Consider the following 23,093-nt stretch of genomic DNA (forward strand, 5'->3'; position numbering starts at 1 on the left):
GACGGGCACCGGAGGGCGGCGGGACGGGCCGGTCACTCCCCCAGCCCGGTGCCGGTGGCCGGACCCCGGGGCGCGGGGGGCGGCCGTTCCGGCGGGGGCGGGGCGGTGGCGGGCCGGGGAGCGCCGGGGCGGGGGATGCCGGTGTGCCACAGCGCGGGTCCGGTCCAGGCCGGGCGGGCCGGGGCCGGTGGGACGGAGGCCGGTGGGGCGGCCGACGCGGGTGCAGGGGCGGGGGCTTCCGGTGCTCCGGGGGTGGACGCGGCGGGGCCCGGGGAGCGCGGTCCCGTCTCCTGGCGCGGCGGTGCGGGGAGGTCGGCGGGGGCGGTAGACGCGGAGGGCTTCCCCCGTTCGGGCCCGGCCTCCGGCAGGGGTGGGGTGGGCCCGGAGGCAGGGGAACCGGTCGGCCCGGCTTCCGGCCCGGGGCCCCGCCATCGTTCGGGGACGTCCGCCGTCCGCCGCAGGGCGGTCCCGTCGCCCGCCGTGGCCCGGGCCACGGCCTTCGCCCGCAGGGCGCCCTGACGGGCCGTGGGCGCGAAGCCGGGCAGCGCGTTGCCCGTCTCGGCGGGCAGGGCGCGGGCCCCCATCGCGTTCAGCCGTCCCTGGAGCCCGGACTCGGGCGGGAACACCTCACGGGGCAGCTGCCAGGAGGCCGCGCCGGTCACGTCCACCCGGTGCTCCCGGCCGTCCACGGCGAACGAGAGGCCGTAGCCGAGGTACTGGTCGTCGCCGTCGAAGAGCAGGTCCCCGCTGACCCGGCCGCCCCGGTCGCGCACCTCGTCGGCGAGGAGCTGGGTCGCGCCGGGGAGCGGATTGGTACGGCCCAGGTTGGCCACGTAGCCGTCGCCCTCCAGGAACCTGGTCTCCCCCGTCTCCGGGTCCGGGTAGGGCACCCGGAAGACGGCCCTGCCGTCCTCGTCCCTGGCCGTCCGGACCGCCCCCAGGTCCGCCTCGACCAACCGCAGCCGACCGGTGCCGTCCTCCTTGAGGTACTTCTCCTTCATCGCCGGGTACTGCACCTGGTGGTCCAGGGCCGCCGGAGGGGGCTGACGGCCGATGATCGTCACCGTCGACTCCGGGTTGCCCTTCAGGATGATCTCCGCGTTGGCGACGCCCGTGCCGCCGGAGCCCGCGACGATCCAGTGGCGCGCGTCACGGGGGTCGAAGCGGCCGTCCGCGACCTCGTCGCCCATCAGCGCCCGGCCCGGCGCCTCCTCGCGCGCGCCCTCCCAGTCCCGGGTCGCCGCCAGGGTGGTGAAACAGCCCTCCAGCCGGGCGGCCCGCTGTGCGTCGGGGTCGGTGCGCAGGGCCGCGTTCAGCGGGGAACCCTCCAGGGCGTCCCACACCGTCCTGGTGTCGACCCCGTGGCGTCCGGCCCCGGCGAGCCACCCGCGCAGTTCCCCCGCTCCCTCCGCGCCCTGCCCCACCAGTTCGCCCAGCCGCTCGTCGAGCAGCCGCAGGGCCTCGGCCCGGCTCTCCACGCCCAGGGTGCCCCGGCGGTCACGGGCGATCCCGGGCACCACCTCGGGCGGCAGTCCCGTCGCCACCACCGGTGCCCCGTCGCACGCCACCCACAGCGGCGGCGCGCCCTCCGCCCGGTCCGCCGGGGTGATCTCGGCGAGCAGTTCGCCCCGCTGGCCCAGCCGCAGCCGGGCCCGGCCGTTCACCACGTCGCCCCGGGTGGCCAGCTCGTCCACCCAGGCCCGCACCGCGTCGAGGGGGATGCGGTGCCGGGGGTCGGGCACCACCCCGTACAGATCGGCCTTCATCGTCCGTGCGAGTTCGCGGGCCTGGTCCGCCGACTGGACGATGCCCTCGGCCGGGTCCTCGTGCCACCGGCCCACCGCGTCCACCAGCAGCGCGTCGGGGTCCCGCCCGGTCAGACTCGCGCCGCCGCCGATCATCACCGCGCGCAGCGGGAACTCCCCCGCCGCCAGGTGCTCCTCGATCCCGTGCGCGGCCCGGGCGCTGACGCCGGTGCGGTGCCGTGCCCATTCGCCCGCCCGCTCCGCCAGCCCGTCGAGGGACAGGGGCAGCCCGTTCTCGTCGTAGCCCGGGGCGGCCACCGTGGTGATGTCCCGGCCCCCGATGAACGCCTCGACCCGCCGCTCGGCGAGCAGGGCCGCCTCCCGGCTGGCGCGGAGCGCGGCGGCGTCGGCGGAGGACAGGTACTCCACGGGGCGGGCGAGGTCGTTCGCGAGGTGCTTCGCGTGCGAGGACAGGAAACCCCTCGTCGCGAAGTGACGCCTTCGGACGGCCCTCCACTCCGCTTGCCGCACCTCCCCTTCGGACTCCGAGGAGACGGGTCGCAGGCCGGAGCGGTCGACCAGCGCGGAGAACTCCGCACGGGCGTCGAGTCGCCGCTGCGCGGACGCCCCCGGATCGGACGTACGAGCGGCGAGCCAGTTCAGCTCTGCGATCAGGCCGTGGTCCCGGCTGGAGAGTTCATGGCGGTCGCCGATGTCCCGCTCCTGGTTCAGGAGACCTTCACGCACCGGCGTCAAACCCCGGCCCGACCGGTCGTGAACCTCCAGCATTTCGCCCAACTGCCGGGCCAGCACCCGAGGAACACGGTCACTCGAAAGACGGTCGGAGATATTGACGACATAGCTGTGTGAAACCGTGTTCACAGCGGTGTCAGCGATGAATCCCCGCTCCATCGGAACAGCGCTGACCCCGACACTGAGCGAATCCCCCCGGGATTCCCGCAGAAGGAAGTAGTCGCGTGTGTTCGCCGTCCGCTCGTACTCAAGGGATCTGAAACGGGCCCCTAGGACCACGGGCGCGACGCCGCCCAGTTCGCGGCGTACCGTCTCCATCAACACGGATTGCCGTGCGAACAGTTGAGCTCCCGACGCCTTGAGAGTCATGGCTTCCGCCATCATGCGAGGATCGACCGATCCCTCCATACCTGCCCTCTCCCCCCGTGATTTCCTGTACACACTCATCGGGCAACCCTTAGGATCGTTCCATGCTGACAGCACGCTCATCGTCCGAAGCGCACCTGTACATGGATCTCCACCCCTGTGAGTGCGGATCTTCCGACTTCGACCGCAGACACCGGCTCGAAGAACGCGACGATGACTTGGTGACGATCTACGAGGGAACGTGTCAGAAGTGCGGACGGCTCCGGACTTTCATCTTCCACATGCCCGACGAGATTCCCCCTCCGCCGCCCGCTTTCGGGGGGGCGGAATCGTCAAAGATCATCGACCCCGGGGAATTCGCCGAAGTCGCTTTCCGGACCTCAGAGTCGGCGGGAATCCAACTCCTCAACACTCCTGAAACCGAGCACCACAAGTTCCGGGACATGGTGGCGTACAGCATTTCCGCGCTTGAGGAGGTCCTCAAGTTCATTCCGGACGGCCAGTCCGCGGTACCAGCGGGTTCGTTCACTTCCGAGGTGGGGAGGAACCGGTACCAGCGTGACCCCGGCAACTTCACTCGGGAGATCATCGAAATGGACATCAGGGACGCTCGTGCCGTCCTCGCGGACATCGACGAGGTGAGCTCTTCGCCGCGCGAAGCCGGGTGAGCACGGACGGCGGGCCCGGCGGGCCCGCCCCGTGGTGCCGCGCCCGGCCTCAACTCCGTGCCCCCGGGTCGTACTTGGCCAGGGACGCCTGGACGGCCCGGGCGTGCTGGCCCTCCCACCAGGGGATCGTCTCGACCAGGACGGGCTTGGTGCCGGAGGCCAGGACCAGGGCGCGGCCCGGGGGCATCGCGCCCAGGTCCGAGACCTGGAGGACGCGTTCGCGGCGGACGGACTCGTTGACCGAGCGGTTGCCGGACCAGTGCCCGTGCTCGGACTCGCGGGTCGTGGTGAACTCCCGCAGCTCGTACTCGCCCGCGAGGTCCGACAGGTCCCCGAGGAAGCGGGTGTCGGAGACGCCGCCGCCGTAGACCCGGACGTTGGCGGCGGACCACAGCTTCTCCATGCCCCGGTCGCCCCAGACCTCGACGCCCTGGGCCCAGGACTGCAGGATCGTCATCAGGATGATGCCGCGCGAGCCGTAGTGCGAGTAGAGGTCCGGCAGGGCGCGCCAGCGGCAGACGTTCGCCGCCTCGTCCAGGACGCCGACCAGCGGCTGCGGGAGGCGTCCGCCGCGCTGGGTGGTGGCGTACTCCTCGGCGGCCTCGACGACCGCGACGGTGAGCGCGGTCACCAGGGGGCCCGCCGAGTCGCTGCCCTCACGGGACAGGGAGTAGAGGGTGCCCCGGGTGCGGACGAACTCGTGCGGGGTGAACTGGGGGCGGGTGTCGTGCGGACCGGCCGGGGTCACCCACTTGTTGACCTCGGGGTTGATCAGGCAGGACGCCATCTGCTGGGCCACGCCGTAGATGCCGCCGCGCTGCTTGTCGGGGGCGGTGATGACCCCGTTGAGGGCGTCGGCGGGCATGGTGTGTCCGGCGCTCCGCAGCGCTCGCTCGGGGGTGTCGTCCTTCGGGTTGGACAGCCAGGTGTAGACCTGGGTGATCGGGGCCCCGGCGGTGGCGGCGGCGAGCAGCAGATTGGCGAGCAGGTCCTGTCCGGCCGGGTCGAAGTAGGCGTCGGTGGAGGCGTTGGCGTCCCGGGAGCCGGAGGCGAAGTGGTCGGCGAGCTTGCGGGCCTTGGCGACGTCGGTGACGTACGACAGCGGGTTCCACCACCAGGCGGCGGCCTCTTGCGCGACCTGCTGCGGGTCGAAGACCCAGACGGGGCCGTGCGCCTGGCGCGGGCCCCGGGTGGCGTCCACGACGTCCCGCTTGTTGGAGGTCACCAGCACCGCGCCGGGGCCGTCGAGGATCGCGGGGATCGCGCGGCGGGTCGTCTTGCCGGTGCGGGGGCCCCAGATGTCGATGTGCATGTCCTCGAAGGACCCGAAGAGCGGCTGGCGGCCCCGGACGGAACGGCCGATGAAGACGCCGGGCAGATCGCCCTGGACGCCGAGCCGTTCGGCGGTGGCGGCGGCGCCCTTCAGGGAGAGCTTGCCGAGTTCCTCGCCCCGGGCGAGGTGGCGGGCGGCCTCGTCCACGTCGGGCTTGCGCCGCAGCCGTCGGCGCAGCCGGAAGCCGAGCAGGACGAGGACGCCGAGGAGGAGCGCCTCACCGGCGGCGACGGCGGTGGCGGCGGTGCCGGGCCAGGCGTAGTCGCCCTTGGTGAGGGCCACCGCGAACGAGAAGGGGTCGCCCGGCGGGGCGGGCGCGTCGTCGAAGGGGGCCCCGAGGCGCGCGGCGCCCCACGCGCCGCACAGCAGGACCACGAGCGCGCCGACGAGCGCGGCGATCTCGTAGGTCCAGTCGTCCCCGGCCCGGGGCTTCTTCTGCTGTCCGGTGGCCATCGGGTCAGTCCTTCCTCGTGTCATGCGTGCTCGTGCTCGCCCTTGCCGTCGCCCTCGACGGGGTTGGTGCCCCGGGGGATGGGCACCCGGTACACGCCGGTGATCTCGTCCTGGACGTCCCAGGTGCTGAACTCGACGTTCCGTCCGGAGCGCGGGGCGTGGACGATCTTCTTTCCGGCCGGGTCCCAGACGATCCCGACGTGCTCGGAACCCCGGCGGCTGGGACGGAAGAAGATCAGGTCGCCGGGGCGCGCCTCGCCCAGGGGGATCTTGTGGGCGCTCAGCCGCTTCTCCTGCACGTACGTGGTCGCGCCGATGTCGATCTTCCCGCCGCTGGCCTGGTAGTACGCCCACTGGGTGTAGCTGGAGCAGTCGAAGGCGGTGGGGTCGCGGCCCTGGAGGCGCGGGGCGCCCAGGACGTAGGGGACGCCCATGCCGCGCTGGGCCCAGCCGAGGGCGGCCCGGACCACCGGGTCGTCGGAGTCGGGCAGCACTCCGGTGAGGCCCGCGCCGTCGGGGGCGACGGGCGAGCCGCCGCCGCCCGCCGCGCAGTCGGCGTACTCGGCGTCGCGGCCCTGTCCGGTGCCGCCGGGGACGGTGCCGTAGTCGGGGTTGGCGGCGACCCGCCCGGCCAGCCACTCCTGCGGGTCGACCATGCCGGGGCCCCGGTCCTGGCCCGCGACGAACGGGTTGTCGACGCCCGGCACCCGGACCTCCCAGTGGAGGTGGGGGCCGGTGACGTTGCCGGTGGCGCCGACGGTGCCGATCCGGTCACCGCGGTCCACCCGGTCGCCGACCTTGACGTACACGTTGGTCTGGTGGGCGTAGAGGGTGATCACGCCGCCCGCGTGTTCCAGATGGGTCTCGTTGCCGTAGGGGCCGCCACGGGACGACTTCACGACCTCGCCCGCGGCCGGGGCGTAGATGGGCGTGCCGGTGGCGGCGACCAGGTCGAGGCCGGTGTGGTAGCCGAGGCTCCACATGTTGCCGCGCTGACGGTACTTGGAGCCCACCGTGTAGCTGCCCTTCTTCAGCGGCCACTGCCAGCTCTTGCCGCCGTCGGCGTCGGGCTCCGGCTGCGGGGCGCGGGGCGCGCGGACGGGGACGGCCCCGGTGAGCGCCGCCCCCACGGTGCCGTGTGCGGCCAGGGCCGGGGCCGGGACGGTGTCCGCGACGGGGGTGGGCGGCGTGTACGCCACGGGGGCCATCGCGGTGGTGCGGGTCCCGCCGCCGTCCAGCGGCGGGGTGGACCAGGAGCGGGCGGGCGAGGAGGCGATGCTGAGGGCGGTGCCCGGGTCGGCGTCGTTGCCGACCGGCTCCGGGATGTCCGACTGCTTGCCCAGGGTGGGGAACCCCGGGTTCTTCTCCACGGCCTTCCTCAGATGCGCGTACCAGTCCTTGATGAGTTCCTTGTCCCCGGTCAGGTTGCCCCGGTAGCGGGCGGCCTGGGTGAGGACGACGCGCATGTAGATGGTGTTGCTGGCGCTGGAGCCGGAGTACGACTGGAGCGCCTTCCAGGCGTTGGTCTCCGCCTTCTTGGCGTGCAGGAAGTTGGCGGCGGCGAACGCGGCGTCGTCGATGTTGTACAGGTCCTTCTTCCCGTCGGCGTTGCCGTCGGCGCCGTAGTCCTGCCAGGCGGGGCGGCCGAACTGGAGGATGCCCATGTAGCCCGCGCTGTTGCGGCCGCCGGGGGCTGCGGAGGGGTGCTGGCCGTACTTGGTCTCCTGGTACATCTGCCCGGCGATGAGCGTCCAGTCGAGTCCTTCGTAACGGGCGGCGGCGCGCATCGAGGCGAGGATCAGCTTCGGGGGGATCTCATTGCGGGCGGTGGCGCTGGGCAGGTACACCTTGCCCGCGGGCATGATCGGGGAAGTCGCGGCGGCGGTGCCGGTGTTGCCCGCTTCGGCGTTGTCCCCGTAGTCGCCGCAGGCGGCCTGGGCCGCGCCGCCGCCGGCGCCGCCGATCAGTCCGCCGATCATGACCAGCACGAGGAAGCCGAGGCCGCCGATCGGCAGCAGCCCGCCGCCGCCGAGCAGCAGCCACCACTTGAGGTTGCTCTTCTTCTTGCCGTCGCCGGGTCCGCCGTCGGGGCCCCGGCCGCCGCCTCCGGTGGAGCGGACCACGTTCCCGGCCGCCTTCGCCGCCTTCGCGGCCCTGGCGACCTTCGCGGCCTTGGCCGCCGCCGCGAGTACGGCTGGAGCCACCATCGGCGCCTAGCCTCCCGCCCGGTCGGAGGCGCCGACGTCACCGAGTCCGAAGAGGGAGAACCCGGACACCTTCCAGGTGCCGCTCCCCTCGTCGCGGGCGGTCACCAGCCAGGAGTTGGTCTCCTCGGTGGACTCGCCGCCCTCCTCGGTACGGGTCACGGTGACCCGCACCAGGCTGGAGACGGTGCGACCGCTGTCGCGGACGAGGTCGTTGGAGACCAGCGCGTCCCGGACCACCACCGCCCGGCCCCTGGAGGCGCACCGGGCGGCCACGCAGGTGTCCCACGCCTTGCCGGTGGGAAGGGCGGTCTCCTCCTCCAGCGCCGGGTCCCCGTTGGTGAGTTCGCGCAGCGGCTTCGCCCAGGGACCGGGGCGGTCCGTGTGCGCGTAGGTGCTGAGGCCGGACATGTAGGAGGTCATGACCCGGTGCGCCCGGGCGATCTCGGCGGTGGTGAGGATGGGTTCGGGAGCGTCGTCCGACGGGACGTCACCGCCCTTGGCGTCGCCGCCCGTTCCACCGACGAGGGGGGCACCGGCGCTGGGCCGGTCTCCGGACGGGGCGTCGGGAGCGTCCTCCTCCGCGCCGAACAGGGTCAGCACCAGGACGGCGCCGACCAGCAGGAGCCCCAGCGCCGCCAGGGCGAGTGCGGCGGTTCGCTTGTTCTCGGCGGGTGACTCCACCGTCCCGGGCCTCCCTCACAGTCGGGTCGCCGGGACACGGTAGGGCGAGGAACCGTCACCGGTCGGCCCCTTTTCCCCGTGAGGAAAGACGGGGAATCCAGGGGGCGGGGGACGGACGGGACCGGGGAAAGCCCGACTGGCTGACACGTGCGGGAACGTCGTGGGCGGATGCGGACGGACATCGATGGGCGTGGACGGACCTGGACGGACCGCGCGCGGTTCCCGTACCCGCTCGCCACGCGCGGTTGCCGCGCCCGTTCCCCGCTCCGGACGGGAGGGCTCAGCGCGTCGGGTCCGCGGCGGGGTCGTAGGGCTCCAGCGGCAGCGGGTCGAAGGGGTAGGCGGTGTGCCCGTCCTTGGGCGAGCAGGCGGCGAACGGCCCCAGGTCCGGGTCCATCAGCACCCTGAGGTGCGGATCCGCGTGGTGCAGCCACCAGTTGGACATGCCCGTCCCCGGCTCCCGCCGCAGTTCCTCCCAGGCCAGCCAGAGCGCGGCCAGCCGGGCGCCCGCCTCGGGGTGCGCCCACCAGCGGGGGCACCAGGTGGCGGAGGACCCGTTGATCCGTCGGCGGACCAGCTGGCCCAGGTACTCGGTGACGAAGGCGAAGACGTCCGGGTAGTGGAACTCCGGCTCCTCCCGGGCGGCGTCAGGGCCGTCCGGGACGGCGGCTTCCGGCGGGTGCGGCGGGTGCTCCGGCATGACTGCTCCTCGGGTCGGCGGGCCGGTTCAGGTGAGGACGATGCCCAGCAGCAGGAGCACCACGACCACGGTGCCCATGACGAGGCGGACCTTCGGGTCGCCCCGCTCCCACAGGTCGTGGACGACCGTCCAGCCGGTCAGCCGGGCGGCCAGACCGCCGTGCGGGCCCGGGGCGCGGGCGGGCTGCGCGCCGTCCGGGTGGTCCGGGGCGTCGGCGTACCCGTCGTCCGGGTCCGTCTCCCCGTCCGGGTCCGGGACGACGCCCTGTTGTTCCTGGGCGACCATCACCAGCCCTTCCAGCAGGTCGGGCATGGTGTGCGGGGTGAGGGGGTACGCCACGGTGCCGTACGGGGTCTCGAAACAGAGGCTGGCCCGCCACGGGTTGCCCGGCTCGTAGCCGTCGATCCAGGCCCGCCGGGCCTCCACCGGGACCTGGGCGGCGCCCGGGGCGGCGGGCGCGCCGCCGGGCTGGCCGGTCGGGTGCCCGACGGGCCCGGCGGGCTCCGGATACGGGGGCGCGGCCGGGGTCCCGGCCGGGGGGACGGTGTGCGCGGGCGGCGCCGCGGCGGACGGGGTCCACCGTGGATCCGCGGTCTGGTCGTCGCTCAACTCTCGTCCTTGGCGGGGTCGGGGGCGGGTCGGCGCGCCCGCACCCGGGCGCCTCCCGCATTGTGCCGAGCCCGCCGGAGCGGGGCCCGGCCGCGGTCCCCGGACTTTCCTCACCTGACCCGGACACCCCCGCGCGGCTTTCCTCATCCACCCGCCCTTTTCCTCGTCGAGGAAAGTCCGGTGTCCCCGGGCGGCCCGTTTGCCACACTGCCCACCGCACCCGGCTCGGCCGGGGCCCGCCGCGTCCGGTCGGCGGTCGGGGGATCACACGCGGGGGGAGTTCAGCGAGCCGATGACGGACCAGCACAGCCCGGCCGGCGGCGACGACGGGACCCGGCCACCCGCGGGGCCGGGGCAGTTCGGGGCTCCGGACCACACCGCCTGGCAGCAGCCCCAGGCGCCCGCCCCGTACGGCCGGCCGCAGCAGCCCCAGCCGCCCGCCGCCTCGGAAGCGGCCCGCGCCCAGGTGGCCGCCGCGTGGACGCGACGCGCCCCGCAGGCCGCCGTCCCGCCCGCCGAGGCGGCCGTGCCGCCGCTGCCGCCCCGGGCCGGACGGCCGACGGGCTCCGCCCAGGACGCCAAGGCCACCGCCAAGGCCGACAAGAGGGAACGGCGCGAGCGGGAGCGGGCCGAGCGGAAGGCCGCGTACGAACGGAAGAAGGCCGAACGCGAGGCGCGCAAGTCCGGTCGGCGGGGCGACACTCCGGCGGCCGTCCCGCCTCCGGTCGGCACGGCGGCCGTCGGCACGCCCACGGGCACGGCGCCCGGGGCGGCCACGACGTCCGGCGCGGCCGGGCGGACCGGGGCGCCGGGAGCGGCTACCCGTGGTGCCGCCGGTGGCGCGGACGGGGCCGTCCGCGCCGGGGGCTTCGACGTGCCGCGTCCCGGTGGGCGGCTGCCGTCCCGGGGACGGCGCACCCATGTCGCGCTGCGCGCCACCCTCCTCGTCACCACCTGCGCCTTCGCCCTCGGTTCGTGCGGGGTCGTCGGACTGGTGATCGGGAAGTCGTCCTCCACCCCGACCGCGGCCCTGGACGCCGAGGACGTGCGCCGCTACCAGCTCACGGAGTTCCCGACCCGGGCCGCGGCCACGTTCGCGGAGAAGTACGCCACGCTCTGCCTGACGCACGACCCCAAGGCGGCCGACCGGCGCCGCGCCGAGATGGCCCGGTACACCACCGCCGGGGTGGATGCGGACTGCGGCTGGAACGGCCGGGGGACCCAGCGCGTCACGCTCGCCACCTGGGACGGCGGCATTGAGGCGCTGCCCGAGTACGGGAAGAACGGCCGCTATCTGAACGTCCAGGTCACCCTGGCCACCGGGCGGGTGACCAGCGTCTCGGTACCGGTCTTCGTGACCGACCCGGCCACCGGTTCGGGGCTGCGCGTCGTCGGGGACGTGGGCGAGATGCCGCTGCCCGCCCGGGGCGAGGCCCCCGAGGTGGACCGGCAGGACGAGGTCGTCGACGACACGCTGTCCGACCAGCTCAAGGCGAAGGTGCTGCCCGGCTACTTCACCGCCTGGGGCGGCTCCGACACCACGGCGATGTCCCGTTTCACCACCTCCGACGCCACCGTGACGGCGACCACCGGACTCGCCGGGGCGCTCGTCAGGCCCCGGGTCGAGACGGTGGAGGCGCTGGCCCCGGCGGGCAGCGACGGCGACGGCGAGATCGTCCACCGGAACGGACAGACCGTGGCCGTACGGGTGACCGTCCTGTGGGACGGACCCGACGGGAAGGCGGACGAGGCGCGGAAGGACGGCGGGGAGCCGACCGTCCCGGAGGTGCGCCGCTCGTACCGGCTGAAGGTCGTCAACACCGCCCAGGGCTGGTTCATCAAGGACGTCCGCGGCGCCGTCCTGGACCCCACCGGCGGCAGCGGCGACGCGGACGAAGCGGAACCGGCGGAGACGACCGGGCCCTCCGGGGGCACGCCCGCCGGAGCCGACGACGCGTCCGGCGACGGCCCGGACGACGCTCCCTGACGACCCCCGGCCACCCACGGGCGACCCGTGGGGAGGCCCCGACCGTCCCCACGGACGGCGGCAGCACACCCCAGACGACCGAAAGGACACCTCATGTACCTGGCAGCAACCCTCGACAGCATGTTCGGGGAGATCGAGGCGATCCTCCGCAACATCGGCACCATGGTCGCGGTGATCGCCCTGCTGATCCTCGGCATCCGCATGCTGCTGTCGATGAAGCGGGGCGACGGGATGCGCGAGGCCTTCCAGGGCTTCGGCATGATCGCGCTGGCCGCCCTGATCATCGGCAGTGCCACCGGCCTCGCCACGTTGCTGATCGGCCTGGGCGAGAAGATCGGCGAGTGACGCGTCCCACCGGGCCGGGCCGTTCCGGCTCCCGGCAGGGCGCGCCCTGCCGGTGAGGTGACCGCGCGGGGACGCGACGCACAGCAACACACCAGCCGACGACCACCGGAGAGGGGCACGACCGATGGCAGCACCCACACCGGGCGAACCGGAACCGATGGTCGCCTACGACCACACCGACCTGCTCAACCGGCCCAAGCGCATCTGGAACTGGGGGAACATCCCGCTTCCCGGTCTGCTGCTGCCCGCTCTGGGCGCCGCGTTCGGGTTCGGACTGGTCTGGCTGGTGGTGCTGCTCTCCGTCTCCGCCTTCCTGCCGTTCCTCGGCCTGTCGATGCTGACCTCGGTCCTCTACCTCGGGCCGCCCGTCGCCGTCTACTTCGTGTGGGGGCGTCCGTTGCCCTCCGCCCTCACCCTCAGCCAGCAGCTGGTGGTGTGGGTCGACTACTGGTTCCAGCCCAAGCGCCTCCAGGGGCTGGCCGCCGACCGGGAGCCCGACGAGCTGCGCTGGCAGGTGATCCTCTGGGAGCCGGGCTCGCCCCGCTGGCGGCAGCGCTACGAACGGGCGCTGGACGAGGCCGCCCGGACCGGGTCCTCGTACGCCGCGCGCTCCGGGGACGCCACGCGTTCCGAGACCACCACCGCACACTCCGAGACCCCGGGATGAGTTCCCCATGTTCATGCTGATCCTGCTGGGCGGGGCGGTCGCCTTCTTCCTGGTCGCCATGATCCTGGCGGCCACCTCGTCCGGCTCGTCGAAGGGGCGCGACGGCAAGCCGGCGTCCGGCGGGTCCGGTGGATCCGGCGGCAAGGGCGCCGGATCCCGCTCCCGGGACCGGGGCGCGGCCCGTCGCGAGGAGATGCGGCTGCCCTACCGGTACGCGGACGACATGATCTTCGTGCACGGGGACGCGGTGTGGACCGGACTCGTCCTGCCCACCGCCATCGACGAGTACCTGAACGCCACCGAACTCCAGGTGATGGCGGAGGGCCCGGCCCGCGCCCTGCTGAACCTGGCGCGGGGCGACCGGAACGTGGAGTGCCACTACCGGAAGGTGTACCAGCCGATCACCGCCGTGGGCTGGGCCGACGAGCTGAACGCGGTCGCCTGGGACCCCACGGAGAACTACAAGGCGTACAACCTCCGCAAGGCGGAGTACCAGGAGCGCATCGGGGCGCTGCGCGAACGGAACGTGCTGCTGGTCAAGCTGGGTTCGCTGAAGCGCGGTTCGGGCGACGGCGGAGTGCTGCCGGACGGTGACGACCCCGTCGAGGAGACCTCCCTCACCCGGGCCGTGACGGGCGCGGCCGACCAGGCGGCGGCGACCGCCACCGGGGTGCACGGCGAGCACCTGTCGCCCCGGCTGCTGGCCCAGTGGACGCAGGTGGCGCGGGAGGTGCACGAGAGCCTGGAGACCCTCGGCGGCTCCCCGCTGACCCGTGAGGAACTGGTCTGGCTGATCCGCAAGCCGCTGCACGGCGACCTCCCGGTGCCGCCCGAGCCGGTGCTCGGCTCCCGTTCCTGGGGCCCGGACCAGTTCGACCTGGTGGTCGACTTCTCCGGGGAGAACCGCAAGACGCACATCGTGCTGCACCAGTACGACGAGGTCACCGGCGAGCGCCACACCAGCTACACGACCACTCTGGTGGCCGCCAACTGGCCGACGGAGACCCGCTTCCGGCAGTCCACCGCCTGGGCCCGCTACGCGGCGCAGAACGTGGAGTTCCCGGTCGAGATCGACATGCGGTTCACCCTCATCCCGTACACCAGGTTCAAGGACCGCGCCGGGAAGATCAGCGGCAACCTGGTCGACGAGATGAACGACATGGCCAACTCCGGCCGCGCCCCGGACACCAAGCTCGCCAGCCAGGTCACCCGCGCCCAGCACCTCCTCGACGACATCGAGGAGCACAAGATGCCGGGCATGGAGGCGCAGATCCGCTTCACCGTCTCCGCCCCGGACGTGACGGAGCTGGAGCGCCGCCGCCGGATCCTGGAGATGCAGTTCAAGCAGGACCTGAAGGTCACCCTGCTCCGGCCGACGCGCCAGCAGTGGCGGCTGCTCCAGTCGCAGCTGCCGGGGAACGCGCCGAAGCTGCCCGTCGCGCCCTATCTGCGGCTCCAGGAGGTGGAGCAGCTCGGCGCGGGGCTGCCGACCGCCGGGACCGAGCTGGGGGACAACCCCGAGCAGCGGTCCGGCAAGCGGCTGGGCTGGGTGGGCAACCTGGTCGGCTGGGCGGGCAAGATGCCGGTGCACTACTCATTGCACGTGGGTCCCGCGCGCAACGACGGCGGCGGGCTGGCGATCGTCGGCGCCTCGGGCGGCGGCAAGTCGTCGCTGGCGCTCCAGAAGTTCTACGAGGAGTCGGAGTCGGGCGTGCGCTGCCTGGTCATCGACCCCAAGACGGACTTCGCCCAGCTCTGCTACTACCTGGGCTTCGGCGCCCAGGTGAACGACCCGGACTTCGCGGCGGACGCCGAACGGGGAGCCCTCGGCACCCCGGAGAGCCGGTTCCGGCCGGTCAACCCGGAGTTCTGGGCGGAGACCGAGGTGGTGGACCTCCTCAAGGGCCAGGCGGGCGTGCTCGATCCGTGGGTGGTCGCCCGGGACGTGCCCTCGGGGCGGCTGCTCGCCGAGTCGATGCTGCGCGGGTTCCTCGGCGACGAGGACTACCAGCGGGTGCGGCTGCCCGTGATCGAGGCGATGGCCACGGTCGTCGGCTGGTACAACTCGGCGATCCGGCAGGCCACCGAGCAGGGGCTGAGCGCGCGCGACGCCGAACTGCGGGTGCCCCGGCCGACGCTGTGGCAGGTCGTGGACGAGGTGGTGCGCGCCCATGAGCAGGCGATCGCCGCCCAGGACCGGGAGGCCGTGAAGGACCTCAAGCTGGCCCGGATGCTCCTCACCGAACTGCGGACCCTGCCGTACGCGCGGCTGGCGTTCGCGGAGCGGCCGCAGCCGCTGTCGTCGATGCGCAAGCGCCGCACGGTCATCACCCTGCGCGGCTTCCAGTCCCCCGCCGCCTCCGACCCGCGCAACTGGAACCCGGCCGAACGGCTGGCCGCGACCGCGCTGATGGCGGTGGTCGAGCTGGGCAGCCAGATGCTCGACGTCGGCTACGAGAAGAACCCGGTGACGGGCGAGGTCGGGCTGCGTCCCAAGGCGCTGTTCGTGGACGAGGCGTACGTGGTCACCGCCACCGAGAGCGGCCGGGACCTGATGCGGCGCGCCCTGAAGCAGGGCCGTTCGTATCTGGCGGTCACCGTGCTGATCACCCAGCAGGCCATCGACCTCGTCCAGATCGAGGACTCCGAGGCCCGCAGCGGTGGCGCCAACCAGATCCACACCGTGTTCGCCTTCAAGCAGAAGTCCTCCCAGGAGGCGTCCCTGGTGGCGCCGCTGCTGGGCCGTCCGGAGAACGACGCCAAGGTGATCGCCGCGCTCCAGGAGCTGCGCACCGGCGTCTGCCTCCAGCGGGACGCCGACAAGCGGGTGGGGACCGTGGCGGTGGACCTGGTGTTCCAGGAGATCCTCGCCGCCACGGACACCAACGGCACCACCCGCCCGTCCCGCCAGGGCATCGACCCCCCGTCGAGCGTCTGGGACTGGACGTTCCTCCAGGAGTCCGGCACCACGCCCCCGGACCCCGCGCCCCAGCCGTCCACCGCACCCTGATCCGGCGGCCCCTCTCCCCCCACCAGCGGACATCGCGACAAGGAGTTCCTGACATGCGCTTCGCCAAGACCCTCACCACCGGAGTCCTGACCCTGGCCGCCCTCAGCGGGCTGACCGCTTGCGGCGGGGACGACGACTCAGCCAGCGGCCCCATGGCGGGGTTGAACCTGCCGAAGGCCGACACCATGGCCGAACTCCAGAAGCTCATCATCGATACCGGAGGCGAGTGCAGCGAACTGCGCCCCCGTTCCGACAGCTTCTCGGCCTTGGAGGAAGAGGCCGAGAAGCCCGCTTGGAGCATCAAGGAACGTGCTGTGTGCCATGACGGCCAAGGCGACGAGATCGCACTCGCTCTGGTCGGCGACATGGCCAAGATGCAGGAGGCGATGAAGAAGGCCTTGGCGAAGGGGGAACCCGTCTCCGCCCTCACGGGGGAGAACTTCGTGGTGATACCGGAAGGGGACAACACCACACGGGGGCTGATGCTGCAAGGAGGGCTCCTCCTCCTTACCTGCGACCCGAAGGACAAGGAAGACGTTCCCAGCGGATTCGCCGTCAAGAACACCTCGGTCAAGGGGTGCTTCACCACGGACTACGCGCCCGCGTAACCGAACACGCCTGCCCGCTTCCACCCGCTGTCCGAGAGGAAACCGATGGCCACGTCACCCGGCACCCGCAACGAAACGCCTTCACCGGGTGACAAGGGGCGTGGTATCGGCCGGGTCGTCCGGGCCTGCCTGTTCACGGCGCTGGCTCTGGTCGCCCTGGTGATGGCCGTGCCCAGCACCGCACACGCGGACTTCGCCTGCAACTTCACCGGCGACGACTCCTACGAACTCGACGCACCCGGCGCCAACGGTGAGAGCATCTTCCCCGCGGTGAACCAATGGGAGGCACGGGAACGACGGGCCGATGACCTCTCGGACACCAGGGGCTTGGCCACCGGAGCGGTGGATCTTCCCAAGCATGCCAGTATGTACACCTTGTACGAGCTCAACGGAATGCGCGGGCTGAACTGGTCGAGCACCCAGCGGGGCCGTGGAGACGCCTCACAGACCGATGCCAGAATCGATGCCAGCGGCGCCGACGACTGCAGCATCGTGAACTTCGTCAACAACACCATCGCCAATATGGTCTTCGACGGAACGAAGCTTCTGACACGTACGGCCATCTCCATCAAGGAATCGGCCTCGAACCCCAGCCCTCTCAGAGGGCTCTACGACAGTCGCGACAGTACAGTCTACACGCTGAAGAAGCACATCTTCATCCCTGCTGTACCCGTCATGATCGCACTGACGGGATTCTGGGTGTTCGGCAAATGGCGTCAGCAGCAGATGCGCGAGGTGTGGGCCGGGGTCGGGTGGGCCGCCCTGACCACGATCGCCGTGGTCACCCTCCTGACAGGCAAAAACTACGACACAGTCATCGCGGAGGCCGACTCAGGCATCGCCGCAGTCAACGAGGGCATCGCCAAAGCGGCACTCAGCGGAGTCTCGGGGAACGCCCAGCCTCCTTGCGACCTACCGGACGTCAAGCACGAAGGCAGAGGGCTACGAGTCTCCAGCTGTGCGATGTACGACACCCTCGCCTTCCGCCCCTGGGCTCTTGGCCAATTCGGCCCGGGCGGCGTCGACTGCATCTTCAAGAATTCCGAGGGAACAGTCTCCGAAGGGGTGTGCAAAGCAAAAGACGAGGATAGATGCGATTGGGGTCAGGGATCTCGTTGCGCGGATCTTCGAGTGCGCCAAGTGATCTCCCAGTCCATCACCAACAAAGACGTCTACCCCGATGACGGAGGCAACAACGGCGACAAGTCAAGCGACTTCTGGAAGAGCAAGTACAAGAAAGACTGGTACTCCATTCGCCAGGATGTCGCCGGTGGTCTCGACCGTGGCGACGATGCCGGCACGGAACGGGATGTCTACCCCGTCGGCTTCGAGGAGTGGGCGGGGAAGAGCGCCGGAACCCGTATCGGACTCTCCTTCTACTCCCTGATCGCCGCCTTCATCGTCGGCCTCATGGTCATCGTCCTCAGTGCCCTCACCCTGCTCTGGCACGCCGTGACGTTGATCCTGATCATCATGCTGCCACTGGTCGCCACCATCGGCATCCACCCCTCCCAGCAGAAGCTGCTCAAGGGCTGGTTGACGACGTTCATCCACAGTTTCGTGCTGCGGGCGGGCTTCGGGATCATCCTGACCGTGCTGCTGGTGCTCTACCAGATGATCCTGCCCGCCAGGATCTCGCTGGGCATGCAGTTGCTGATGCTGCTGCTGGTGACGGTCGCCGTGGTGATGATGCTGAAGAAGCTGCTGGCCGGGAACTTCAGCCCGCAGATCGCCGGGGGCGAGGACGCGCTGGGCGTGGGCGACATGCCGGGGGCCGTGGCCGGGAAGGCGATGCCCGTGGCGGGCGTCGTCGGCAGGGCAGGGGTCGGCACCACCAAGGTCACAGGTCGGGTAGCGGCCAAGAGCACCGCCTACAGCGCCAGGGTCATGACCGGTGGAGCCGGGATGATCACTCGCGGCGTGGACAACAAGTTCCTCAACCAGCGCCTCCAGAAGGGCGGCTGGATCGGCCAGAACAACTCCAAGCGCCAGCAGCGCAAGGACGCCTACCAGGCCAGGGTCACCCAACGGGACTCGTACGAACGGACCGTGGCCGGACCGGCGCGGCAGGAGTCCCAGGGGGAAGGAGGCACCGCCCCGGAGACCGAGGGCCAGACCACCCCCGCGCCGACCGCCCCGACCCCCCGCCGCACCGGCCGGGTCAGCCAGTCCCGTCCGGCCGCCGCGCCGTCCCCGTCCGCTCCGTCCGGGACCGCCGCGAACCCGCCCGCCCCGGGCGTGCCCGCCCAGCCGGGACCGGAGGGCGAGCGGACGCGTCCCCCGGCGGATCCGGCACCGGCGCCCCGTCCGGCCGCCCCGCCGCAGCCGCAGCCCGGGTCCCGGCCCCGTACCCAACCCCCGCAGCCCCAGCCCGCGCCGCCCCAGCCGCCGAGGGTCCCGCCGCTGCCGTCCCAGCCGTCACCGCCGCGCGACGACGACGGCCGCATGCCCCGCTAGCCCGTCTCTTACGGATCTCGCCGCTCTCAGGTCCTGACCCGGCCAGAGCCGTAAGAGACGACCCGGCCCGCCCGCACCACCGGCACCACCCACCCCGATCACCCCGACCGCCCCGCCCGACCCACGACGGTCCGATGACCGGATAGCCCGATAGGAGGAATCCCGTGACGCGTTCCGCCCCGCCCCGGCGGGTCCCGCTCCCCGCGGCGCTGCGACGGCTGGTCCGGCAGGACGAGAAGGACGCGTGGGCCGTCCGGCTGCTGCCCCGGCTGGTCTTCGGGCTCGCCGCGCTCTACACGCTCTTCGTGATCGCGTCCGCCGGGATGAGTTCGTTCCTCACGGTCTGCGCCCTGCTGCTCCTGGGGCTGCTGGTGTTCGCGCTACGACGGCGGACGCAGTTGCTGCTCGCCCTGGCGTCGACCACGGTGACGGCGGCCCTCACCGGTTATCTGGCCGCCGTCGCGGACCTGGCCAGGGGTGTTCAGGCCGGATGGGTCAGCGGTCAGGCCGTGTTCGGGCACTGGGCGCTGGCCGGGATGGCGCTGCTCGGCGCGTGGATGGCGCGGGAACACCCGGGCCGTCGCGGGGTCACGGTGGTGCTGGCCGACCTGGTGCTGGTGGCGGCGGCGTCCCTGGGCACGGTGGCGCCCCCGGCGGCCGTGCCGCTCGGGTTCCTCGGGGTGGTCGCCGTACTGGTGCTCCGGGGCGGGGGATTCGCCGCGCTGCGAAGCCGGATGGGCGGACGCCGCGGGGACGGGCGGCAGATGGACGGGCGACGGGTGGACGGACCTCGGGTGGACGGACGGCGGAAGACGGGGGAACGAAACGGGGACCGGAACGGGGCGCGAAGGGGGCAGAGCGACGGGTGAGGGTCTTCGCAGGCGATCCACGGGGAAACCCGAGCAAACGGTCACAGCAACTGATACCGGGTCATGAACCGTCCTGACTACGTAATAATCCCGGCAATCGCCTTTGCGGTTGCTGATTGCACTGCTCTAGAGTCCCCAATGGTCAAAAATTGCCACGGGGGGCACTTTCATGGTCGCAACAGTCCACAGGGCTCGTCTCACACCCAATGCCGCGGCCGGTTCGGCCGCCGTTCCCGCACCCTGCCAACGCCGTCCGGACGTCTTCCGTCATCCGCTGCTGGAGAATCCGCCCGTCGGCTCCACCGACCTGCCGATCCAGACCCGGCGCCTCCAGGCCCTGGAACACGCGGCCCGTCAGCTCTGCTCGTCCTGCCCGGTCCGTCAGGAGTGCCTGCGCGAGGCCGTCCTCCAGGCCGACCCCGGCGGTTACGCGGCGGCGACCACCCGACAGGACCGGCGTCTCATCCGCCAGCGGCTCGGGGTCGGCACCCCCCAGGGGGACCTGGCAGTCCCGGTGGACCTCCGGCACCGGAACCCGGAGGAACTCGACGCCGTGCTCGGCGTGTTGGCCCCCGTGCGTTCCACCAGGCCGGACCGCCCCGGACTGCTGCCCGTGATCCCCAGTCAGAAGACGCACCCCCCTTCAGAGGTATCCATGACGGCCCCGGCAGGCGACCGGATCTCCTTCCCCTTCGACGATCCGGTCCGCGCGGTGCGCGAGGCGGTCCTGGCCCCGCTGCTGCGCGCGGCGCGGCCCACCCTCGAAGCGGCCGTCCAGCTCGGCGCGATGCTGGCGCACGCGCCCTCCGCCGGACTGACGCCCGCGTTCCTGGACACCTGCCGGGAGGCCCTGCGACGGCTGACCGCGTGGGACGCCGGGACCGGCGGGGACGCCCCGGCGACGGACGGCGGGCTCACCGGCTCGGTCAGCGTGGAACTGGCCACCAGCGATCCGATCACCGCGCTCCGCCAGGAGGTGTTCGAACCCCTGCTGCGGCGGCTCCTCGCCTCGATCGACCGCGTCGAGGAGGTCATGCCCGTCCTGGTCAACGCCCCCGGACGGAACGGCGATCCGCGCGCGGCCGACCTCGCGGGGCTGCGGGCCGCGCTCAGGGCGCTCGCCGAACAGATCGCCGCGTACGGTTCCGTGGGCGCGCCCCGGTCGCCGTCCGCTCCCCCGGTCGGCGCCGACCCGCACGAACCGTTCCGGCCCGCCCGGCCCGAGCCGGTACGGAGCCCCGGTCCGGGCGGGCACGTCCGGGCGGTGCCCGTGGCGCGCGGCTCCGTCGAACCGTCCGTCGGCGGGGTGGTGCGGGTGCTGCGGCCCCCGACCAGCCTGCGCCGGGCGGTGGAGCGGACCGTGGCGTCGTTCCCGGGGCCGTTCACCGTGCGGGACGTCCTGCTGGCGCTGCCCCCCGAGGTCTTCCAGGAGTCGGGGAAGTCGGTCAGCAACGTCCTGTCCGCGATGGTCAAGTCGGGACGGCTGCTGAGGGTCTCGCGCGGCACCTACACCTCCGCGGCCCCCGCCCCCTCCGGCGACGGTACCGTCCCCCGTTCCTAGGCCGTCTCCTGCTTGACCGGCCGTCCCGCCCGTCCCGCACCCCAGAAGGATCCGCGTCATGCAGCCCATGCCCCCGGTGGCCCACGTCCGCATCTTCTCCCCCAACGCGGGCCTGGTGGACGGGGTCCCGGTCACGGCGCCGCCGTACGGGGACATCCAGGAGGTCGTGATCTCGATCCTCCAGCAGCGCGCCCAGCAGTTCGGCGCCCCGGCCCCGGCCTCCGTCACCGACGACCGTTACGGCGGGGCGGTCCGGTTGCTCGTCCACCCCGACGGCACCACCGAGGTCGTGGACTGAGCCGGGGCCGGGGCGGGCCTCACGGGTGACGGGTCCGGCCGGACAAGGTGGCGATGAGCAGACAGGGCACCAGGAGCAGCGCGAAGGTGACGGCGTAGGCCACGGTCGGGGTGGCGCGCAGGGACAGCCCGAGGTTGAGGGCGGCCGATCCCAGGCCCAGCACCGTGATCTGCCCCAGGTTCTGGGCGGTCTGCATCGCGCCGCTCGCGTACCCCTGGCGCCCCTCGGGGCTGTGGGCCAGGGAGAGCACCGTCAGACAGGGGGCGGCCAGTCCCATGCCGAGGGCTATCACGACCATCGAGGAGGCGGCGACGTACGGGGACACGGTCGGGGGGGTCCCGGCGACGGCGAGGAGGACCGCCACGACCATGATGCCCGCGCCCACGAGGACCAGCCGGTGGCGGGAGGCGCGCGTCAGGACGTGCCCCTGGAGCCAGGAGGCGGCGGCCCAGGCGAGGGCGGCGCCGGTGAAGGCCAGGCCGATGGCGACCGGGGGCGCCTCGTGCTCGGTGACGAGCATCAGCGGGATCAGCGCTTCCAGGGTGTAGAACACGCCCGAGCCCAGCCCGCGCAGCAGGACCGTGACCGGGAGCCGTCGCGCCGCCCGCAGGGTGCCGGGCGGCAGCAGCCGGGGGGCGAGGGCGAGCAGGGCGACGCCCGTGGCGGTGAACAGCAGATGGGGCACGTCCCAGTCGGAGACGCCGTACTGGGCGAGCGCGGCGCCCACGCTGACCGCGGCGGCGATCAGCAGCGCGGGGCGCGGGGCGTCGTCCCGGGCCGGGGCGGGCACGGCGGACCAGGTGTCCCCGCGCAGGACGAGCACCACGGCGAGCGCGGGGACCAGGGTGAGGACGGCGAGCCCGAGGAAGACCGCGCGCCAGGACCACACTTCGGCGACCACACCGGCGAGCGGGGGGCCGACCAGTGAGGGAACGATCCAGCAGGTGCTCATCAGGGCCAGGGCCCTGGGGCGCAGGGACGGCGGATAGGACTGGCCTATCGCGGTGTTGATGGCCACCGCGACCATGCCCGCGGCGAGCCCGTCCAGGAACCGGCCGAGCGCCAGGTGCCATATGGAGGTGGCGATCCCGGAGACGACGAGGGTGACCACCGCCAGGGCCATGCCCACGGCCAGCGGGCGGTGGGCCCCGGCGCGGTCGGCCCAGTGACCGCCGAGGACCGCGCCGACCAGGCTCGCGGCCACGAAGCACCCGGCGACCAGGGGGAAGAGCCGTACCCCGTCGAGGGCTTCGGCCGCCGTGGGCAGGGTGGGGACGACCGCCAGCGAGGCCAGTCCGGTCAGGAACATCACCACGGCGAAGATGGTGGTGGCCGCCGCGTAGGGCTTGGCGAAGAGCTTCCCCGGAGGCCCGGGGTCCGGTGGGACGGCTTCGAAGGGTGCCGGGGCCGGACTGGTCGGGGCTCTCTCGGGGTCATGAGTCACGAGTGGACAAGCTAAGCGGGGGTCCTGACCGGATGCCACCCCTTTTCCCGTCGTCGGAGGACCGGCGGGGCCTGATCGTTTCCGGCGGGTCCGGGACCGTTCCGCCCGGTCACGGGGCCGTTCCTCACGGTCACGGAACCGTCAGCCGTCCCATCCGGTCCGGTCCCGGTCCCGGTCAGGGGCGGCCGCGCCGGAGCCCCGGCCCGGTGCCCCGGCGACCCCGCTCGCGGCCTTCCGCGCCCGTGCGGAAGGATGGTCCGCGTGTTCATCGTGAGCTTTCCCCTGTCGCTGTTCCACCCAGACCGGCCCCAAGGCGGGGCGTCTGGGAAGGG

17 protein-coding genes are annotated in these 23,093 nt (G+C 72.7%); 10 read left to right on the forward strand and 7 right to left on the reverse strand.

What is annotated here, in order from left to right:
* Nucleotides 1-32: 32 nt before the first annotated feature.
* Nucleotides 33-2,492, reverse strand: a complete 2,460-nt coding sequence (locus ACVWNX_RS04850; RefSeq protein WP_454412617.1) for a hypothetical protein — start codon at nucleotides 2,490-2,492, stop codon at nucleotides 33-35.
* Nucleotides 2,493-2,968: 476 nt separating this feature from the next.
* Here ACVWNX_RS04850 and ACVWNX_RS04855 point away from each other — a divergent pair, with 476 nt between their 5' ends.
* Nucleotides 2,969-3,532 carry a hypothetical protein gene (locus tag ACVWNX_RS04855; RefSeq protein WP_454412618.1) on the forward strand — a complete coding sequence of 188 codons (564 nt, stop codon included), beginning with the start codon at nucleotides 2,969-2,971 and terminating at the stop codon, nucleotides 3,530-3,532.
* Between the two features lie 49 nt (nucleotides 3,533-3,581).
* Here the strand turns inward: ACVWNX_RS04855 and ACVWNX_RS04860 are convergent, their stop codons facing one another.
* The 5 genes from ACVWNX_RS04860 to ACVWNX_RS04880 all read right to left on the reverse strand — a co-directional run bounded on the left by ACVWNX_RS04860 (nucleotide 3,582) and on the right by ACVWNX_RS04880 (nucleotide 9,515).
* Nucleotides 3,582-5,318 carry a type IV secretory system conjugative DNA transfer family protein gene (locus tag ACVWNX_RS04860; protein WP_454412619.1) on the reverse strand — a complete coding sequence of 579 codons (1,737 nt, stop codon included), beginning with the start codon at nucleotides 5,316-5,318 and terminating at the stop codon, nucleotides 3,582-3,584.
* 20 nt (nucleotides 5,319-5,338) lie between these two features.
* The gene (locus ACVWNX_RS04865) at nucleotides 5,339-7,525 is read right to left on the reverse strand and encodes a peptidoglycan DD-metalloendopeptidase family protein (protein ID WP_454412620.1); all 2,187 of its coding nucleotides are present in this window, start codon (nucleotides 7,523-7,525) and stop codon (nucleotides 5,339-5,341) included.
* A 6-nt stretch (nucleotides 7,526-7,531) separates the two neighbouring features.
* Complete coding sequence (locus tag ACVWNX_RS04870; RefSeq protein WP_454412621.1) at nucleotides 7,532-8,206, reverse strand: hypothetical protein; 675 nt, start codon at nucleotides 8,204-8,206, stop codon at nucleotides 7,532-7,534.
* A 280-nt stretch (nucleotides 8,207-8,486) separates the two neighbouring features.
* Complete coding sequence (locus ACVWNX_RS04875; RefSeq protein ID WP_454412622.1) at nucleotides 8,487-8,906, reverse strand: DUF4913 domain-containing protein; 420 nt, start codon at nucleotides 8,904-8,906, stop codon at nucleotides 8,487-8,489.
* Between the two features lie 27 nt (nucleotides 8,907-8,933).
* Nucleotides 8,934-9,515, reverse strand: coding sequence for a hypothetical protein (locus tag ACVWNX_RS04880; protein ID WP_454412623.1), 582 nt, complete (start codon nucleotides 9,513-9,515; stop codon nucleotides 8,934-8,936).
* Between the two features lie 292 nt (nucleotides 9,516-9,807).
* On the opposite strand from ACVWNX_RS04880, the gene ACVWNX_RS04885 reads away from it, so the two are divergent.
* From ACVWNX_RS04885 to ACVWNX_RS04925, 9 genes are all read left to right on the forward strand, one after another.
* On the forward strand, nucleotides 9,808-11,502 hold the full coding sequence (locus tag ACVWNX_RS04885; RefSeq protein WP_454412624.1) for a conjugal transfer protein: 1,695 nt from the start codon (nucleotides 9,808-9,810) through the stop codon (nucleotides 11,500-11,502).
* 93 nt (nucleotides 11,503-11,595) lie between these two features.
* A complete protein-coding gene (locus tag ACVWNX_RS04890; RefSeq protein WP_454412625.1) occupies nucleotides 11,596-11,847 on the forward strand; it encodes a hypothetical protein in 252 nt (83 codons plus the stop codon).
* Nucleotides 11,848-11,971: 124 nt separating this feature from the next.
* Complete coding sequence (locus tag ACVWNX_RS04895; RefSeq protein WP_454412626.1) at nucleotides 11,972-12,514, forward strand: hypothetical protein; 543 nt, start codon at nucleotides 11,972-11,974, stop codon at nucleotides 12,512-12,514.
* A gap of 7 nt (nucleotides 12,515-12,521) precedes the next feature.
* On the forward strand, nucleotides 12,522-15,524 hold the full coding sequence (locus ACVWNX_RS04900; RefSeq protein ID WP_454412627.1) for an ATP-binding protein: 3,003 nt from the start codon (nucleotides 12,522-12,524) through the stop codon (nucleotides 15,522-15,524).
* Nucleotides 15,525-15,577: 53 nt separating this feature from the next.
* Nucleotides 15,578-16,132: a hypothetical protein gene (locus tag ACVWNX_RS04905; protein ID WP_454412628.1), complete on the forward strand. Its 555-nt coding sequence runs from the start codon at nucleotides 15,578-15,580 to the stop codon at nucleotides 16,130-16,132.
* 45 nt (nucleotides 16,133-16,177) lie between these two features.
* Complete coding sequence (locus ACVWNX_RS04910) at nucleotides 16,178-18,589, forward strand: hypothetical protein (RefSeq protein ID WP_454412629.1); 2,412 nt, start codon at nucleotides 16,178-16,180, stop codon at nucleotides 18,587-18,589.
* A 164-nt stretch (nucleotides 18,590-18,753) separates the two neighbouring features.
* Nucleotides 18,754-19,458, forward strand: a complete 705-nt coding sequence (locus tag ACVWNX_RS04915) for a hypothetical protein (RefSeq protein WP_454412630.1) — start codon at nucleotides 18,754-18,756, stop codon at nucleotides 19,456-19,458.
* A 169-nt stretch (nucleotides 19,459-19,627) separates the two neighbouring features.
* Entirely contained in the window at nucleotides 19,628-21,019 is a 1,392-nt protein-coding gene (locus ACVWNX_RS04920; RefSeq protein ID WP_454412631.1) for a WhiB family transcriptional regulator, read from the forward strand.
* A 58-nt stretch (nucleotides 21,020-21,077) separates the two neighbouring features.
* Nucleotides 21,078-21,317: a hypothetical protein gene (locus ACVWNX_RS04925; RefSeq protein WP_454412632.1), complete on the forward strand. Its 240-nt coding sequence runs from the start codon at nucleotides 21,078-21,080 to the stop codon at nucleotides 21,315-21,317.
* 19 nt (nucleotides 21,318-21,336) lie between these two features.
* Here ACVWNX_RS04925 and ACVWNX_RS04930 read toward each other — a convergent pair whose 3' ends face one another.
* Nucleotides 21,337-22,761: an MFS transporter gene (locus ACVWNX_RS04930; protein WP_454412633.1), complete on the reverse strand. Its 1,425-nt coding sequence runs from the start codon at nucleotides 22,759-22,761 to the stop codon at nucleotides 21,337-21,339.
* Nucleotides 22,762-23,093 lie beyond the last annotated feature (332 nt).

This window comes from Streptomyces sp. JNUCC 64 (assembly GCF_054484115.1).